Here is a 16,793-nt window from a genome sequence, read left to right on the forward strand (position 1 = left end):
GTATCAAGGCGGTGTATATTCGTCAATAGTTTTGGATATGAACTATTTTGCCTACTGAGGAGTGCGCCTTGACCAAGAGGTCCGAATCCGCTGCAATCGACCGCCAGGCACTCGTCCAGCGCCACAACGTGCGCCAGAAACACCTTGATCCGCGGAGCCCAGTATCCGTCGGCAATGGCGAATTCGCATTCACACTGGATCTCACCGGGTTGCAGACTTTTCCCGTGGCCTACCCTGTGGGCGCCCGTGATGACCTCCCGCCGGGCACGCTTCTGGGAATCCAATCCCAATGGGGTTGGCACTCCGTGCCGCCGGCACGGCCCTACGACCTGGCCGGCTCGATAGTCCCCTACGATTCGCCCCGTGGCCCAGTGCCCTACGTGGACATGGTGGGTGGCATCGTCAATGATCGCGAGACCGACACATCCCTGGCTGAAACCTGGCTCCGGGCGAACCAGCATCGGCTGGACCTGGGGCGCATCGGCTTCCGCTGGCTGGAGAATGGCACGGCGCGCTCCATCCGTGAGACTGAGATCACCGACACCGAACAAACACTCGATTTATGGTCGGGAGTAGTTACCAGCCGCTTCACTTTGGCCGGACACGCCGTCAAGGTCACGACGGCGTGCCACCCCGACGCTGATGAGCTCGGCTTCCGCGTGGAATCGACGGCGCTTGGTGCCGGCTTGGTTGTGGGCGTCGGTTTCCCCTACGGCTCCGAGGCGTGGCATGACGCGGCTGACTGGAACAGTCCGGACGCCCACACCACCTCGCTTGACCGCCCGGCGATGTCTGAAGAGCACGATGGTTGCGAAACATGGACAGTCCACCGCGAGCTGGACGAGGCCCGCTATCAGGTTGTCATCACCGGCCAAAACCTGACAGTGGAACAGACCGAACAGCACCAACTCCAAGTAGCTCCTGCTACGGCCGGAGGTCCGGACACCAACGAGGTGCTGGACTTCTCCGTCGCATTCCTTTCCGCCGGAGATGGCGACTGTATCCCTCGAGGCAACAACAGGCGAACAGCCACGACACCCGAGGTGAGCTATGCAGCCACTGACTGGACCGGCGTCGAGCTTTCACCTGGCCGTAGCGTGATCGCAGCTTCCCAAGCCTATTGGCCTGGGTTCTGGTCCTCGGGCGGGGCGATCGAACTTGATGCGACCGAGGATCCCAGGGCCAAGGAATTGGAGCGAAGGATTGTCCTTTCCCAGTATCTGACGGCGATCAATTGCTCGGGTTCGCTACCTCCGCAGGAAACCGGACTTGTGTGCAACTCCTGGCGTGGCCGCTTCCACTTGGAGATGCATTGGTGGCATGCCGCGCACTTTGCGCACTGGAACCGTGTGGAGCTGCTCCTGCCGTCGCTACGGTGGTATTCGAGTGTCCTGGACGTATCCCGCCAAACTGCAAAAGCGCAGGGATTCGACGGCGTCCGCTGGCCCAAGCAGATCGGACCGGACGGCAGGGAAAGCCCAAGTCCCGTCGGGACATTCCTGATCTGGCAGCAGCCACACCCCATTCACTTGGCCGAGCTTGTGTACCGGGCAAATCCCAGCCGTGAAGTGTTGGAAGAATTTGCGGAGATCGTGTTCGAGTCAGCTGCTTTCATGGCCGACTTTGCGCATCCCACATCGCGCGGGTTCGAGCTGGGGCCACCGTTGATTCCGGCACAGGAAAGCTACGGCGCTATCCGGGCCAAGGTCACCAATCCCACGTTTGAGTTGGCCTACTGGCAGTGGGGTCTCCGGACCGCAGTTGCCTGGCGCGATCGGCTCGGTCTGGAACCTGTGCAGGCATGGTCGGACGTGGCAGATGGCATGGTGCCGCCACGCGTGATCGACGGCGTTTACGCGGCCATCGACGTGGAGCCCTTCACCATCCGTACGGACCACCCTTCGATGCTGTGCGCGCTTGGCGTCCTGCCTCGGACGGATTTGATTGATCCGGACATCATGCGCGCCACCCTATCGGATGTCCTGGCGGACTGGGATTGGGGCAGCACCTGGGGTTGGGACTATCCAGTGATGGCAATGACTGCCGCGCGACTGGAAGACCCCGATGCTGCCGTCGACGCCCTTCTCCTCGACGCCGGAAAAAACACCGTGCTCGCCAACGGGCACAACCGTCAAACCGATTCCCTGCCGCTCTACTTGCCCGGGAATGGTGGGCTCCTGGCCGCCGTGGCGCTCATGGCAGCTGGCTGGGACAACGGACCGGACCGCCACGCACCAGGTTTCCCGGCTGACTGGACCGTTGCTTGGGAAGGTCTGGTCCGGGCACCCTAGCCGGACTTGTTGCAACCCGGGGTCACTTATGGCCCATGTTTCCTTCTGGAAGGGGCCTTAAGTGACCTCGCGTTGCCTATTCGCGGCGGGGTCCCACGGCCGCTCCCACCAAGGCGCCCAAGCCGAGGCCAACGAGCATCCCCACAAATGGAGAGTTGAAGACGAGCTGGCCAACCACCAGCCCTGCTGCGGTTCCCAGGAGGCAAGCGATCCACAACTGGTTGTTCATGAGACCTCCTGGAAAGAAACTCCTACGTCTGGGGAGTTGTGCGGCGTGAACCGAGGACCTTTTTGCGCGGGGTCTCCCCCGCCTGCAGGTCAGCCTCGCGGATGGCGGCCCACGAAGCGGAAACGAGATAGACCTGGCTTACCAGGTTGAACCAGATGAGAAGGCCGATGATGATCGCGAACGAGGCGAGGACAGGGTTCTGTCCTGCCCGGGCGAGGAGTTCGGTGCTGAATAGCTGAAGCACGGTGGTCCCGATACCGGCCAATGCAACGCCTTCGATGAATGCCCGGCGCCCCAGTTTGAGGCCACCTGCAATGTGGAACAGCACGGCCGCCGTCGCGCAGTTCAGCAGAAGGGGGACGACCACCTTGACGACGGCTGCCACGGGCGCCGCGACCGCTTCATCCAACCTGAGGAGGTCGAAGATCCAGTCGGCAGCTGTGCCAAAGATGAGGGACGCGCCGGCGCTGACCACGAGGATCACGCCAAGGAGCAGGAGCGTACCGGCGTCGACCAGTTTCTGAAGGACGGGGCTGCGCTGGAGCGGAGCAGCATCCATCACGCCCCGCAGGCCTTCCCTGACGCTGGCAATCCACCCAAGGGACGTGAAGATGGTTACCGCAGCCGCGATGACGGCGGTCCATCCAAGCCCTGAAGGATTGAGCAGCGTTTGCGGATCAACCAAGCCCTCACCGCCATTGACCTGGAGGAGTCCCGGAGCTGCAGAAGCGACGCTGCGAATGACGGCGTCTTCGAGAACCGGGTTGCCGCCCAGGACGATTCCGGCGATGGCGAAACCCGTGGTCAGGAGACCTGTGACGGAGAAGAACATGTTGAAGCCGATGCCGGCACTCAGAAGAGGGCCATGCTGCCGGGTGTAGTTCTGGAAGGAGCGCATGGCCCGGTTGGTGTTCAGCCTTGCGAGCAGGAGGGCCAGAAGGGCGCCGGCCCTCTTCGGCAGGCCTTCTCCGGCACGCTTGGCGTGGCCCCAGTCCTGCCGCTTGTGAAGAAGTTGAAGTTTTAGCTTTGCCAGCTCAGTTGGCAGCGGAGGACTTCCGGCCGGTGGATGTTGATTCCGCCTGCTGCGTCTTGTCAGTGTCGCCGCCAAAGTCGAGCTCTTCCCGTAGCTGCCAAATTCCATTGGTGTCGTGCTCGTAAAGTCCCATGCTAACCACTGGGAAGGTTGCCCGGTAATCTCTCAGGACCGTTTCTGCCTCGTCCAGATTTTCCTTGGCGACATCATGGGCCACGGTGACATGCGGGTGGTACGGGAAGGGAAGCAAACGCTCAAGTGGACCCGTCTGGAGCTTTTCGTGCAGCTGCACGCACTCTTCAAAGCCTTCTTCGACGTTGACGAACACCACGGGCGAAACGGGCCGGAAGGAACCGGTACCGGAAATGGTAATGGTGAACGGTTCCTGTGAGCGGGCCACCTCGCGCACGTGGTCCCGGGTGGCTGCCCAGTCTTGAGTGGGCGTGGTGGTGATGAGTGTGATGTGGGCAGGGATGACTTCGGCCATGGGATCGCCAAAGGATGCCCGCCAGGCCTGCAGTTCCCGCGCAATCTCCGGCGGGAAGCCAAGGATCACCCCAACGCACATGGTGTCACCGGCACCGCAGTCGGTGCCGGTGACAGCAGGCTGGCGCGATTCGTCCGGACCGACGCCTTGAGGGGTACCGGTCTTGACGTTAAGCTGGCCAGCTGCGCACATGAACTTAGCGGACTCCTTGCTCGCTGCGGTATGCATCCCCTCGGTACGGCAGGAAGCCTACCTTGGAGTAGACATCGGCGAGCGTCGCCGAGGCGATCTCACGCGCCTTGTCCGCACCGTGAGCCAGAAGACGGTCCAATTCTGCCGGGTCCGCGAGAAGTTCGTTGGCACGCTCACGGATGGGGGCAAGGCGTCCCGAAACGAGTTCGGCGAGGTCCACTTTCAGGTGGCCGTACATCTTGCCCTGGTAATCAGCCACGATCTTCTCTACCGGGGTACCACTGATAGCCGAGTAGATGGTGAGCAGATTGGAGACGCCCGGCTTGTTTTCGCGGTCGTAGCGGATCTCGGTCTCAGTGTCAGTGACAGCGGACTTGATGCGCTTGGCAACGGTCTTGGGGTCATCCAACAGGTTGATGAGGCCAGCGGGTGATTCGGCAGACTTGGACATCTTGGCCGTGGGGTTCTGGAGATCGTAGATCTTTGCCGATTCCTTCTGGATGAATGGCTCGGGCACCTGGAACGTCTCGCCGAAACGGCTGTTGAAGCGGTTGGCGAGGTCCCTGCTGAGCTCCACGTGCTGGCGCTGGTCTTCGCCCACGGGTACGCCGTGCGGCTGATACAGCAGGATGTCTGCAGCCTGCAGGATCGGATAAGTGAACAGGCCGACGCTGGCGTGGTCAGAGCCCTGCTTCTGTGCCTTGTCCTTGAACTGGGTCATGCGGCCGGCTTCACCCATGCCGGTGATGCAGTTCAGTACCCAGGCAAGCTGGGCGTGCTCGGGAACCTGCGATTGCACGAACAGTGTGCACTTCTCCACGTCCACACCGCCAGCGATGTACTGGGCGGCGGTGACCCTGGTGCGGCGGGCGAGCTCGGCAGGATCCTGCGGAACGGTGATGGCGTGCAAATCCGGAATGAAGAAGACGGCATCGTACTCATCCTGCATGCGAACCCAATTGACCAAGGCGCCAAGGTAGTTGCCAAGGTGCAGGGAGTCAGCCGAGGGCTGCATGCCTGAAAGGACGCGCTGCTTGGCGCCAACGGCAAGCTTGGTGGAGGTCACGGTTCTCCCGCTGGGCAGTGTGGCGGCTGGGGTGCCGGTTTCAGTCGTGATGGAGCTAGTCATTGAGCAATACTTTCGTGAAGCTTAGAGCCGGTAGTCCACTACCAGCGGTGCGTGGTCAGAAGCGGGTGTCCCACGAAGGCGCCCGATCCACGACAGCCGAGAACGCGGCCGCTGCAAGTCCGGGAGTAGCCAGGTGGTAGTCGATGCGCCAGCCTGTGTCAGTATCAAAGGCCTTTCCGCGCTGGGACCACCAGGTGTAGGGGCCGGCGACATTTCCTGCCAGGCCCCTGTGGACATCCCTCCATCCGATTTCTTCACCCATGAAGCGGTCAAAATAAGCGCGCTCCTCTGGCAGGAAACCGGCACGCTTGACGTTGCCCTTCCAGTTCTTGATGTCCAGTTCGGTGTGCCCGACGTTGAGATCGCCAACTACCAGCGCGTGATCGCTGTGCTTGGCGAGCTCGGGGAGACGGGTGGTCATGGCGTCCAGGAAGCGGTACTTGTCATCCTGCTTGGGCGTGCCTGCCTCACCGGAGTGAACGTAAGCGCTGACCACGGACAACGTGGAGGATTCGCCGTGGGTGTTCCTGACGGAGAAATCCGCTTCAACCCAGCGGCCCGCGGTGGCGAAGTAGTCATCGCCAATCCCGATCCGGGTGGCGGTGGGTTCCTCGCGGGAAGCAATGGCAACCCCTGCGCGGCCCTTTGCCTCAGCCTCAGCGTGGAGGATGTACCAGCCTTCGCCGAGCAGCGTGTTGACGATGGCATCAGGAGCACGGACTTCCTGCAGGCAGAGGATGTCAACCTCGCGTGGCTCCAGCCATTCCGCCATGCCGTTCTTGTAGGCAGCCCGAAGGCCATTGACGTTGACCGATGCGATGCGAAGGAAGTCCTTCTTCAATGCCGTACTCACCCGGTCTACTCTAGTCGATGATGGTGCCGGCCACGGGCTCGTCCGAGCCACCTGAGGACTTGATCATGTCCCGGGCATTGGTGGCCGTGATGGCAATGGTTTCCAGTGCGCGGTTGATGGTGTCCTGGTTTGCCGCTGCGCCCTTGGCACGTTCTTCGTCCACGACGCGCACCTGCACCTGCACAATCTTGAAGGAGTGGTCCAGCTTGAGGTCCCGGACTTCGTCGGCCTGGCTGCGTTCGGCGACCACGCGGGTACCGCTGCTGTCAGCCGAGGACGACGACGGCGCGCGGCCGGTTGCCGAGTTGAAAGCGGCTTGCGCTTCGCTCAATTTTGCTCCGGCTCGCCGCGCGGCCCTTCGAATGCTGAACACCACGAAGGTGGCGAGCGCGAGCCAGCCGAAGGCGACCACCGCAACTACCCAACCCACAAAATCGTTCTGGTTGGCCGCGAAAATGACGGCCACCACGAAGGCGATGATGACTACGGTCATCCCCAGGCCGCCGATGCGGAAGCCCTTGAAAAGGCCTTTACCGGACGAGGACGTGGACGGGTGTGGGTCGCCGAGAGATTGCATGAGTCAATTGTCGCAAACCCCCGAAGGTGTCTGCGCCGCTTCCACGGATGGCGAACACAAACTCCATCACTTCAGGAACAACTGGCGCAGCCGTCCGGTGGTGAGCATGATCCCCAGCGCGATCATCACCAGGTAGTAGCCCACGTGGATGGCCGTTGCCGGGCTGAACGAGCCCACGCTGATCTGCCGCAGCAGCTCAACCCCGTGCCACAGGGGCATGGCTTGGATGAACCACTGGATGACCTGAGGGTAGACGCTGAGCGGATAGAACGTGGCACTGAACAGGAACATGGGCAACAAGAAGAAGTTGATCCAGTCCATCTGCTGGAACGTCTTCATGAAGCTGGTGATGCCCATGCCGAAGCTCGCGAAACCGAAGGCAATCAACACTGACGCAGGGATGACCAGGATGGCCCACCAGCTAGTGATCAGCCCCATGACCCCCATCACCGCGGTGAATCCGGTGGCATAGAGAAGACCCCGCAACAGTGCCAGGAAGATCTCGCCCATCGCCACGTCCAACGGCCCGAGGGATGTGTAGAGCATCCCCTGGTATAGCTTGGCGAAGTTCATCTTGAAGAAGACGTTCCAGGTGGAATCGTAGATGGCACCGTTCATGGCTGAGACAGCAAGGAGTGCGGGCGCTATGTAGGCCGCGTAGCTGATGTCTTCGCCGCCGGGTCCTTGGACTGTGCCCACGATCGAGCCCATGCCAACACCCATGGCCAACAGGAAGAGAACAGGTTCGAAGAACCCGGACAGCAACACCAGCCAAGTACTGGACTTCGCGGCCATGAGGCCACGCGCAACCACGGCCTTGGCGTTTCGCGAATAGAGCGGCCCGAACTTGCGTTCGCGGGCAATATCGGTGGCGCTGTGGCCGCCGGTCAGGATACTCATGAGCCCATCCTCTTCACGAACTGGCGCCGGACCAGCAGCCAGCCAACCGTGGCCGTTCCCAGGAGGTACACCACATGCGTAATGGTCAGCAAGGGGTTCTCGTCCATGCCATAGGTGAAGACCCGTCCCAGCTCCGTTCCGTGCCAAACAGGCGATATCCAGCCGATCCAACGGACAGCCCACGGCAGCGTGTCCAGGGGAAAGAACGTCCCGGAGAACAGAAACAGTGGCATGACAATGAACCGCTGCACCAAAGCGAACTGTCCTTTGTCCTGTGTGATGCTGGCGGCATAGGCCATGAGTGGCAGGCCGAAGGACAACGCCGCCACGGTGGCAACCAGCGCGGATACCCAGCCCCACGGACTCGGCGACGCCCCGAACATGGCCACCACCGCTAAATAGACCAGCGACTGCAGCAGGAACCTGAGCGTGCTGGCCATGATGTGACCGCTCGCTATTTGCTGCGGTACCAGAGGCGAGGCATGCGGCCCGTAGAACACCCGACGCCATTTGAAGCCGTCCATGATGGGGTAGGAGAATTCCCCGGAAGCCGTCATGACCGCCGCGGACACCAGCAGCGCAGGTGCTACGAATTCCAGGTAGCTGACGCCACCGAAGACGGATTCGCTGTTCGCGTCAACAAGGCTTGCCAGCCCGACTCCCATGGCGAATAAATATGCCACCGGCTGTCCCACGCTGTAGAGAACCACGGACCAGCCGTAATTGCGCATGACGCGGAGCACTTGTTCCGCGTAGAAAAAGGAACCCCAACGCCGTGCCCTGGCCGCCGAGACGGCAGGCGAGTGTGCCCGCAACGGCTGCTCCGCCGTCGTGATTGGCTTCTCAGCTCCGCTAGTCAACGAGGCTCCTACCGGTGAGCCGCAGGAACACGTCCTCCAGCGAGGAACGGCGCACCAGGGACGTCATCGGGCGCAGCCCGCGCGCGGAAACCTGCTCCAGCGCCGCTTCGCCGTCGTGCGCGTAGATGAGCACGCGGTCAGGCAGTGTCTCGAGCCGCTCGCCAATGCCCTGAAGTTCGACGCCGATACGCGAGTTCCGCTCGGACCCGAACCTGAGTTCAAGTACTTCGCGGGAGGAGTGCTCGCGGATCAAGCTGGCCGGCGACCCCTCGGCCATGATCTTGCCCTTGTCCACCACGATCAGGCGGTCGCAGAGCTGCTCTGCCTCGTCCATGTAGTGGGTGGTCAGGATCAGGGTGACGCCGTTTTCCTTGAGCCGGAACAGGCGGTCCCAGAGGATGTGCCGGGCTTGTGGGTCAAGGCCCGTGGTGGGCTCGTCGAGCAGGAGGATCCGGGGTTCGTTGATGAGCGAGCGTGCAATGGTGAGCCGCCGTTTCATGCCGCCGGACAGGGCATCCACTTTGGAGTTGGCTTTGTCCGTGAGTTGCGCGAATTCAAGGAGCTCGTCCGCTTTGGGCCGCAGGTAGCTCAACGGGAGCCCGAAGTAGCGACCGTAAACGATCAGGTTCTCGCGGACCTTCAGTTCTTCGTCAAGGTTGTCCTGCTGTGGAACGACTCCCAGGTGTGCCCTGACCTCGGGCCCGTGGGATTCCGGGTCCAGGCCCATGATGTTCAGCGTTCCTGAAGTGCGCTGGGAGACGCCGCCGATCATTTTCATGGTGGTGGATTTGCCCGCGCCGTTGGGGCCGAGCAGCCCGAAGGACTCCCCCGCCGGAACATCGAAGGAGATGTTGTCTACGGCTGTGAGCTCGCCATAGGTCTTGGTGAGGTTCCGCGCGCTGATGACGGTGGGTGGGTTCATGTCGAAGCTGGTTTGCCACGATTCGGAGTGTGTTGCAGAGCCGGTTGCTTCATTGTGCACCCTCAGCAGACTAGTAGCGCCAACGAATATGTGAAAGGGCTCTTGCAGATATTTTTGCAAGAGCCCTCTCATTTCGCCTTCGTCCAAGTCAGGACGGTGGCTGCGAGCGCAGGACCTCCAGCCGCTGCCGGAACTCGGTCTCATCAATTTCGCCGCGCGCATAGCGTTCACGCAGCACGCCCTCAGCGCCCTGGGTTGCTACCCAGTGATGGTTGCGGCGCCAAGCCCGCCGGCCCACGAAAATGAACAGGAAGATCACGAGGATCCAGAACAGCGGGAACAGGAGGAAGAACGGCCAGTAGGTGCCGTCACCCCAGGGACCGTGTGCGACGACGGTGGCCGGCAGTTGTGCCAGCGCTCCCCCGAGCGTGGTGGTCTCCCCGACGATTGAAGTCAATGCGGTGAACATGTCAGTGATCCAAACTCTCTCCGCCGATTCCCGGCGCGAACCGTCTTTCGGCTCTGATTTGAGTCTGCCCGGGGACGGGCGGCGGGACGTCCGCCGTCGGGAGTCACCTGCAGGTGCTGCCCTACTCCCTTGGGAGTCGGAAGCAGCCCGTCAACTGGTCCAACCTGGCCGCACCAGTCCTGATTCATACGCGAGCACCACCAGCTGGGAGCGGTCGCGGACCATCAGCTTGGTCATGATGCGCGATACGTGGGTCTTCGCGGTCAGCGGCGTGATGAACAGGCGTTCGGCGATCTCGGCATTGTTCAGGCCCTCCCCCACCAAGGCCAGGACTTCGCGTTCGCGTTCCGTCACCTGCTCCAGGGGAATTACCTTTCCTGCCGCCCGGCTCTGGGACGCCAGCTGAGCCATGATCCGTCGGGTCACCGAGGGCGAGAGCAGCGCATCGCCGTCGTGGACTACCTGGACGGCGCGGATGAGCTCCGCAGGTTCCGTGTCCTTCACCAGGAAACCAGCTGCGCCCGCACGGACGGCCTCGGCAATGTACTCGTCGAGCTCGAAGGTGGTCAGGATGATGATGCGCGTGCCGGACAGGGATGGGTCTGCAAGAATTCTGCGGGTGGCGGTGAGGCCGTCGTCGTCCGGCATCCGGATGTCCATGAGGATGACGTCCGGTTTGTCGCGCGCCGCCAGCCTCACAGCCTCCCTGCCAGTGCCGGCTTCAGCCACCACTTCCATGTCCGGTTCAGCATCCAGAAGCGCGCGGAAGCCTGCCCGGATGAGGGTCTGGTCATCAGCGAGGAGGATGCGGATCATGGGTGGTTTCCTTCTTGTTGTGCAGGCAAAGTTGCTTCCACGCGGAGCCCGGGCTGGAGTTCGTGCAGCGTGAGCGTCCCGCCCAAGGCGACCGCCCTCTCACGCATCCCCGTGAGGCCGTTGCCCGGCAGCGCACCGCCCATGCCCGCGCCGTCGTCGTCTATCCGGACAGTCAGCGCGCCCTCGGTCTGGGCAAGATGCACGACGGCGGATTGGGCACCTGAGTGCCTGCCGACGTTGGTCAACGCTTCCTGGATGATCCGGTACGCTGCCTCCTGCTGGGCCGGGCCAACGAGCTCATGGTTCGAGTGGTCCTCGAAGCGCACCTGCAAACCCCCCAGCTCCGCATTCTTCACGAGTTCGGGAATCCTGGCCAGCGTAGGCCGGGCCGCAGGGGCAAGCGGGACGTCCTCCCGCAACACGCCCAGGAGTTGCCGCACCTCCGTGAGGGATTCCTTGCTGGCCGCCTTGATGGCTTCCAGCGCGGGCCTAAGCTTCTGGGGATCATCCGAGCCCACGTGCAACGCCACGGATGCCTGCACGTTGATCATGGATAAGGAATGGGCCACGACATCGTGGATGTCGCGGGCAAGCGTGAGCCGGTACGCATCGCGTTCGGCCTTCCGGGCGGCCTCCCGGCGACGCCGGTACTCCGCGAACCGCTCGCTCCGGCGTCGAAATCCCTGTCCTATCAGCACCAAAATGGCTGCCCATCCCACTCCGGCTGAAGCGCGGCAGGAGCCAGTTGGGATCGCCGCTGAGGGCGGCTGCGAACACCACTGCGGCAGCCGCGATACCTGCCCCCGCCCACGCCTGCCACCGTAAACCCGCGGACGACGTCAGCACGATGGCCACCGCCAGTGAGAGCGCAATGGGACCCCAGGCGTAGCCAAGGCCAACATAGACACCCGTGGCCAGGAGCGCGACCGGAAGCATAACTACAGGCGCCCGCCTCCGGAACGCCAGTCCCGCAGGTCCGGCCAGCAGCAACAGAATCGCAAGCGCGTCCAACGGCCGTGGGGCGTCCTGGTGGCCCGCGGAAAAAAGTGTCCCTGCCACCTGGATGAGGGCCACTGTGATGACGATGAAGCTCGTGGGTGGGCCGGCAAAACGGCGTGGACCCGCGAAACGACCTGGGCCTGGAAATCCCCGTGGTCCAGGAGAGCTCTCGGGTCCAGGGAAGCGGGGTTGCATACACCGAGCCTAGCTTTGGTCCGGGTGTTCGTCGTCGGGTTAACGGAGCAGGGCGCCTACTCCCGGAGGAGTAGGCACCCTGGCTCTGTTTACAGTTTCAAGCAGGTTCCAGTTTCCAGCAGGCGTCAGGCGATGCCCGCTGCGCGCTCGGCGCTCTCCACAACGTTGGCGAGCAGCATGGCGCGGGTCATCGGACCCACGCCGCCCGGGTTCGGGGACAGCCAGGCGGCGACGTCGGCAGCTGCCGGGTCCACGTCTCCGGTGACCACCGCCTTGCCGTTAGCGTCCTCCACACGGCTGACGCCGACGTCGAGCACTACTGCGCCCGGCTTGAGGTCTTCAGCCTTGATCATGTGCGGTACACCTGCAGCGGCAATCACGACGTCGGCCTGCTTGAGTTCCGCGGGCAGGTCGACGGTTCCCGTGTGGGCCAGGATGACCGTGGCGTTGACTTCCCTGCGGGTGAGAAGGAGGCCGATGGGGCGGCCGATGGTGACGCCGCGTCCCACTACCAGGACGCGCTTGCCGTTGAGCTGGATGCCGTGCCGGCGCATCAGTTCCACACAGCCCTTGGGCGTGCAGGGAAGCGGGGACTTCATTTCGCCGCTGACGTTGGCCACCAGGCGGCCAAGGTTCATGGGATGGAGGCCATCGGCGTCCTTGTTCGGATCCATGGCTTCGAGAATGACGTCCTGGTCAATGTGCTTGGGCAGCGGCAACTGAACGATGTAGCCCGTGCACTCCGGGTTCTCGTTGAGCTCGCGGACAACCTTCAGGAGGTCTTCCTGGGTGATGTCCTCGGGCAGGTCCCGGCGGATGGACTGGATGCCCACCTCTGCGCAGTCCTTGTGCTTGCCTCCGACGTACCAGGTGCTGCCGGGGTCCGAACCCACCAGGATGGTCCCCAGGCCGGGGACGATGCCCTTTGCTGCGAGGACGGAAACGCGTTCGGTCAGTTCTGCCTTGATGGCTGCGGCGGTGGCCTTGCCGTCAAGGATCTGTGCGGTGGACTGTGTCATTCCATCTGCTCTTTCTGGTGGGTGACCTATTCAAAAACCTACTGTGAGGTTCATGCAGCGGGACCCGCCGCCTGTGGTGTGGCGGCGGATCCCGTTGGCTCCGGGCCAATGCCCGGGTGATGCTTTATGCGTGGGTTACCACTGCTCGTGCTGCGGGTACAGCGGGAAGTCGGCAGCGAGCTTGTCCACGCGGGCCTGGAGGGCCTCCACGTCTGTAGCGGAGCCAGCCTTCAGGGCAGTTGCGATGATCTCGGCAACCTCGGTGAACTCAGTGGCACCGAATCCGCGGGTAGCCAGTGCAGGCGTACCAATGCGGAGGCCGGAGGTGACCATCGGCGGGCGGGGGTCGAACGGAACGGCGTTGCGGTTCACGGTGATGCCCACGGAGTGCAGGAGGTCTTCAGCCTGCTGGCCGTCCAGCTGCGAGTTACGGAGGTCCACCAGGACCAGGTGGACGTCGGTGCCGCCGGTGAGGACCGAGACGCCGGCTTCGGCGACGTCGGACTGGTTCAGGCGGTCAGCGATGATCTTGGCACCCTCGAGGACACGCTCCTGGCGTTCCTTGAATTCTTCGCTGCCGGCAATCTTGAAGGCAACAGCCTTGGCCGCGATGACGTGCATGAGCGGGCCACCCTGCTGGCCCGGGAAGACGTTGGAGTTCAGCTTCTTGGCCCACTCCTGCTTGGCCAGGATGACACCGGAACGCGGACCTGCGAGGGTCTTGTGCACGGTGGAGGTGACGACGTCGGAGTGCGGGACCGGGCTGGGGTGCAGGCCTGCTGCAACCAGTCCGGCGAAGTGTGCCATGTCCGTCCACAGGAGCGCGCCCACCTCGTCAGCGATGGAGCGGAAGGCAGCGAAGTCGAGGTGGCGCGGGTAAGCGGACCAGCCGGCGATGATGACCTGCGGCTTCTCGGCGATGGCCTGCTCGCGGAGCTTGTCCATGTCCACGCGGAAAGTGTCTTCTTCAACCTGGTAAGCAGCTACGTTGTAGAGCTTGCCGGAGAAGTTCAGCTTCATGCCGTGGGTCAGGTGCCCACCGTGTGCCAGGGAGAGGCCGAGGATCTTGTCGCCCGGAGTGATCATGGCGGACAGTGCTGCGGCGTTCGCCTGGGCACCGGAGTGCGGCTGGACGTTGGCGTATTCGGCACCGAAGAGTTCCTTGACGCGGTCGATCGCCAGCTGCTCGGCGACGTCGACGTATTCACAGCCGCCGTAGTAGCGGCGGCCCGGGTAACCCTCGGCGTACTTGTTGGTCAGGACGGAGCCCTGTGCTTCCATGACGGCGCGCGGGGCGAAGTTTTCGGAGGCGATCATTTCCAGGGTGCCGCGCTGGCGGCCGAGTTCCTGGTCGAGGACTGCTGCGATCTCGGGATCGAGCTCAGCTAGCGACTGGTTGCTGACAGACGCGGAAGTGGTGGTGGTAGGCACGGAGATCTCCTGGCTAGGCAACGGGTGGTGCTACAGGTCAGGCTACCGGCAGCAGCATTCCCGCGTCCCCTTGATTACGGAGGGATCGGTCACGTGCGTGCAGCGGTAAGACATGACCCTCGGCCCAGGCGTACGATCCGTGGTCTTCGTGATTGCCGCTCCCTGGTGGTAGTCCACCCAACGCCAGTTGCGACCCGTTAACAGTACAACAAGGCAGCACAGGTAGGCTTATCCGCGTGACTGACTCCACCGCTTTCGTTGTAACACTCTCCTGCCCGGACCGCCCCGGCATCGTCCACGCGGTAGCCGGCGCCCTCCTTGAGGCCGGCTGCAATATCGCCGACTCCCAGCAGTACGGAAGCCCCAGCACCGGCAACTTCTTCATGCGCGTGGAGGCAACCACAGCATCCTCGCAGGACGAGCTGACCGCCGCACTGCGTCCGGTTGCAGAGACCTTTGGCATGACGTGGCAGATCAACCCGGTAGGCCAGAAAGTCCGCACCATCATCCTGTGTTCCAAGGATGCGCATTGCCTGAATGACCTCCTGTTCCAGCAGCGCACGGGAACATTGCCTATCGAGGTTCCGGCGATTGTTTCAAACCACCGCGACCTCGAAGAGCTGGCCCAGTTCTATGGGATCCCGTTCCACCACATCCCCGTGACCCCGGAGACCAAGCCCCAAGCCGAGGCCGAACTCCTGAAACTGATTGCCGAGCACGACGTCGAGTTGACGGTCCTGGCGCGTTACATGCAGGTCCTGTCCAACGAACTCTGCACGGAGTTGAACGGCAAGGCCATCAACATCCACCACTCGTTCCTGCCTTCCTTCAAGGGCGCCAAGCCTTACCACCAGGCCCACGCCCGCGGTGTGAAGATCATCGGAGCCACGGCCCACTACGTGACGGCGGACCTCGATGAAGGTCCGATCATCGAACAGGAAGTCATCCGTGTGGACCACGCCCGCACTGCCGCCCAGTTCGTCCAGATGGGCCGCGACGTGGAGGGGCGCACCCTGGCCCAGGCAGTCCAGTGGCACGCTGAACACCGCGTGCTTTTGGACGGCACCCGCACCGTGGTGTTCAACTAGCGTCACTCCTAAGCTGGGGGTATGCAGGGCATCCCCGAAGCTGACCACGAAGCTGACCTCGCAGTTTTCTACGACCGCCAAGCACCCGTCCGGAACACACGCTCCCTCACCCCTCACCGGGTGGAGTGCCGGGAATGGTTCATCCGGCTTCTGAAGGATGAGCACCGGCACTCCGTCTTCGAGCTGGGCTGCGGGACCGGGGTTGAGGGGTTGGAGTTCGTCCGTGCAGGCCTGCACTACACCGGCGTGGACCTGTCGTCGGAGAGCGTCCATGTGGCCCGCTCCCACGGGCTCGAAGCGACGGTAGCCAGTGGCCGCCAATTGCCGTTCCCCGATTCGGTCTTCTCGGCAGTTTGGACCATGAGCACGCTTCTGCACGTGCCCAACAGCAGGATTCACGACGTCGTCAGCGAACTTGTGCGGGTCAGCGCGGCTGGTGCGCCAATCGCCGTCGGGCTTTGGTCAGGTGAGGACGAAGAGGTCCTCAACCCGGAGGACCTGGAAGAACCCCGGCGTTTCTTCAGCCGCCGCAGCGACGACACGATTCGGCGGATCTTCGGCGGGCACGGCTCGATTGAGCATTTCCGGACCTGGCCGGAGGGCGCCGGGGTAGAGTCCGGGCCGGGAGCGGGCAACTGGACGCAGCACTACCAGTTCCTGGTCCTGCGCACCCCCGCACCCAACTAGGCTGGGCTCATGGCTCCCTCTTACACTTTCGCCGGGGACACCCCGGCCATCCATGAATCTGCGTTCGTCGCACCCACTGCTTCCATCATCGGCAAAGCGACTTTGGCCGAGGACTCCAGCGCCTTTTACGGGGTTTCGGTCCGTGCCGATACGGCGGCCATCAGCGTCGGCGCAGGGTCCAACCTGCAGGACAACGTGGTCCTGCACGCCGACCCCGGATTCCCCTGCACCGTTGGCGAACGCGTTTCCATCGGGCACAGCGCAGTGGTCCACGGCTGCACTGTGGAGGACGACTGCCTCATCGGAATGAGCGCCACTATCCTCAACGGCGCAGTGATCGGCACGGGCTCGCTCATTGCAGCCGGCGCCGTGGTCCTGGAAGGCACAGTCATTCCGCCGCGCTCACTCGTAGCGGGCGTGCCTGCAAAAGTGCGCCGCGAATTGACCGACGAGGAGTTCGAGGGCGTCAAGCACAACGCCGCCCACTACAAGGACCTCGCGGCGGCACACAGGGAAATGCACGCTTCTTAGACAATGTCGGGCCTGCTCTGCATCCCCACCGCCTCCCTGACTTCGCAAGCTCAGCCAGGGAACCCGGGCGGTGTGGGCCCTGCGA

General features: G+C 63.1%; 17 protein-coding genes, 1 pseudogene and 1 riboswitch. Of the genes and pseudogenes, 4 read left to right on the forward strand and 14 right to left on the reverse strand.

Annotation, left to right across the window (positions count from 1 at the left end):
- Window positions 1-68 precede the first annotated feature (68 nt).
- Window positions 69-2,291, forward strand: a complete 2,223-nt coding sequence (locus tag ACTAQJ_RS10210; protein WP_498701904.1) for a hypothetical protein — start codon at window positions 69-71, stop codon at window positions 2,289-2,291.
- A gap of 76 nt (window positions 2,292-2,367) precedes the next feature.
- Here ACTAQJ_RS10210 and ACTAQJ_RS10215 read toward each other — a convergent pair whose 3' ends face one another.
- The 14 genes and pseudogenes from ACTAQJ_RS10215 to glyA all read right to left on the reverse strand — a co-directional run bounded on the left by ACTAQJ_RS10215 (window position 2,368) and on the right by glyA (window position 14,402).
- Window positions 2,368-2,520 carry a hypothetical protein gene (locus ACTAQJ_RS10215; RefSeq protein ID WP_431118994.1) on the reverse strand — a complete coding sequence of 51 codons (153 nt, stop codon included), beginning with the start codon at window positions 2,518-2,520 and terminating at the stop codon, window positions 2,368-2,370.
- A gap of 22 nt (window positions 2,521-2,542) precedes the next feature.
- Window positions 2,543-3,628, reverse strand: coding sequence for a YihY/virulence factor BrkB family protein (locus ACTAQJ_RS10220; protein WP_498701905.1), 1,086 nt, complete (start codon window positions 3,626-3,628; stop codon window positions 2,543-2,545).
- The gene (locus ACTAQJ_RS10225) at window positions 3,555-4,232 is read right to left on the reverse strand and encodes a 2'-5' RNA ligase family protein (protein ID WP_431118991.1); all 678 of its coding nucleotides are present in this window, start codon (window positions 4,230-4,232) and stop codon (window positions 3,555-3,557) included. Before ACTAQJ_RS10225 ends, ACTAQJ_RS10220 begins: the two co-directional genes overlap by 74 nt.
- 4 nt (window positions 4,233-4,236) lie before the next feature.
- Entirely contained in the window at window positions 4,237-5,361 is a 1,125-nt protein-coding gene (trpS, locus tag ACTAQJ_RS10230; RefSeq protein WP_498701906.1) for a tryptophan--tRNA ligase, read from the reverse strand.
- Window positions 5,362-5,382: 21 nt separating this feature from the next.
- A pseudogene (locus tag ACTAQJ_RS10235) lies at window positions 5,383-6,214 on the reverse strand (exodeoxyribonuclease III).
- Window positions 6,215-6,224: 10 nt separating this feature from the next.
- On the reverse strand, window positions 6,225-6,791 hold the full coding sequence (locus ACTAQJ_RS10240) for a hypothetical protein (RefSeq protein ID WP_498701907.1): 567 nt from the start codon (window positions 6,789-6,791) through the stop codon (window positions 6,225-6,227).
- Window positions 6,792-6,857: 66 nt separating this feature from the next.
- Window positions 6,858-7,691: an ABC transporter permease gene (locus tag ACTAQJ_RS10245; protein ID WP_498701908.1), complete on the reverse strand. Its 834-nt coding sequence runs from the start codon at window positions 7,689-7,691 to the stop codon at window positions 6,858-6,860.
- Complete coding sequence (locus ACTAQJ_RS10250; protein WP_498702173.1) at window positions 7,688-8,527, reverse strand: ABC transporter permease; 840 nt, start codon at window positions 8,525-8,527, stop codon at window positions 7,688-7,690. The genes ACTAQJ_RS10245 and ACTAQJ_RS10250 overlap by 4 nt, the downstream gene beginning before the upstream one ends.
- A gap of 16 nt (window positions 8,528-8,543) precedes the next feature.
- A complete protein-coding gene (locus ACTAQJ_RS10255) occupies window positions 8,544-9,473 on the reverse strand; it encodes an ABC transporter ATP-binding protein (RefSeq protein ID WP_224093888.1) in 930 nt (309 codons plus the stop codon).
- A 148-nt stretch (window positions 9,474-9,621) separates the two neighbouring features.
- The gene (locus ACTAQJ_RS10260; RefSeq protein ID WP_431118984.1) at window positions 9,622-9,942 is read right to left on the reverse strand and encodes an SHOCT domain-containing protein; all 321 of its coding nucleotides are present in this window, start codon (window positions 9,940-9,942) and stop codon (window positions 9,622-9,624) included.
- A 150-nt stretch (window positions 9,943-10,092) separates the two neighbouring features.
- Complete coding sequence (locus ACTAQJ_RS10265; protein WP_498701909.1) at window positions 10,093-10,758, reverse strand: response regulator transcription factor; 666 nt, start codon at window positions 10,756-10,758, stop codon at window positions 10,093-10,095.
- The gene (locus tag ACTAQJ_RS10270; RefSeq protein WP_498701910.1) at window positions 10,755-11,456 is read right to left on the reverse strand and encodes a sensor histidine kinase; all 702 of its coding nucleotides are present in this window, start codon (window positions 11,454-11,456) and stop codon (window positions 10,755-10,757) included. Before ACTAQJ_RS10270 ends, ACTAQJ_RS10265 begins: the two co-directional genes overlap by 4 nt.
- A 621-nt stretch (window positions 11,457-12,077) precedes the next feature.
- Window positions 12,078-12,971, reverse strand: a complete 894-nt coding sequence (locus ACTAQJ_RS10275; protein ID WP_498701911.1) for a bifunctional methylenetetrahydrofolate dehydrogenase/methenyltetrahydrofolate cyclohydrolase — start codon at window positions 12,969-12,971, stop codon at window positions 12,078-12,080.
- Window positions 12,972-13,106: 135 nt separating this feature from the next.
- Window positions 13,107-14,402 (reverse strand): serine hydroxymethyltransferase, encoded by a 1,296-nt coding sequence (gene glyA / locus ACTAQJ_RS10280; RefSeq protein WP_477515262.1) that lies wholly within the window; start codon window positions 14,400-14,402, stop codon window positions 13,107-13,109.
- Window positions 14,403-14,517: 115 nt separating this feature from the next.
- Window positions 14,518-14,603: riboswitch (ZMP/ZTP riboswitch) on the reverse strand.
- 35 nt (window positions 14,604-14,638) lie between these two features.
- Between glyA and purU the strand changes: the two genes are divergently transcribed.
- Genes purU through ACTAQJ_RS10295 form a run of 3 tightly spaced genes read left to right on the forward strand, consistent with a single transcriptional unit; the run spans window position 14,639 to window position 16,708 of the window.
- Window positions 14,639-15,490: a formyltetrahydrofolate deformylase gene (gene purU / locus ACTAQJ_RS10285; RefSeq protein WP_431118976.1), complete on the forward strand. Its 852-nt coding sequence runs from the start codon at window positions 14,639-14,641 to the stop codon at window positions 15,488-15,490.
- 21 nt (window positions 15,491-15,511) lie between these two features.
- Window positions 15,512-16,177 (forward strand): class I SAM-dependent methyltransferase, encoded by a 666-nt coding sequence (locus tag ACTAQJ_RS10290; RefSeq protein WP_498701912.1) that lies wholly within the window; start codon window positions 15,512-15,514, stop codon window positions 16,175-16,177.
- A 9-nt stretch (window positions 16,178-16,186) separates the two neighbouring features.
- A complete protein-coding gene (locus ACTAQJ_RS10295; protein ID WP_498701914.1) occupies window positions 16,187-16,708 on the forward strand; it encodes a gamma carbonic anhydrase family protein in 522 nt (173 codons plus the stop codon).
- The last annotated feature ends 85 nt before the right edge of the window (window positions 16,709-16,793 follow it).

The sequence above is a fragment of the Arthrobacter sp. alpha11c genome (assembly GCF_054149985.1).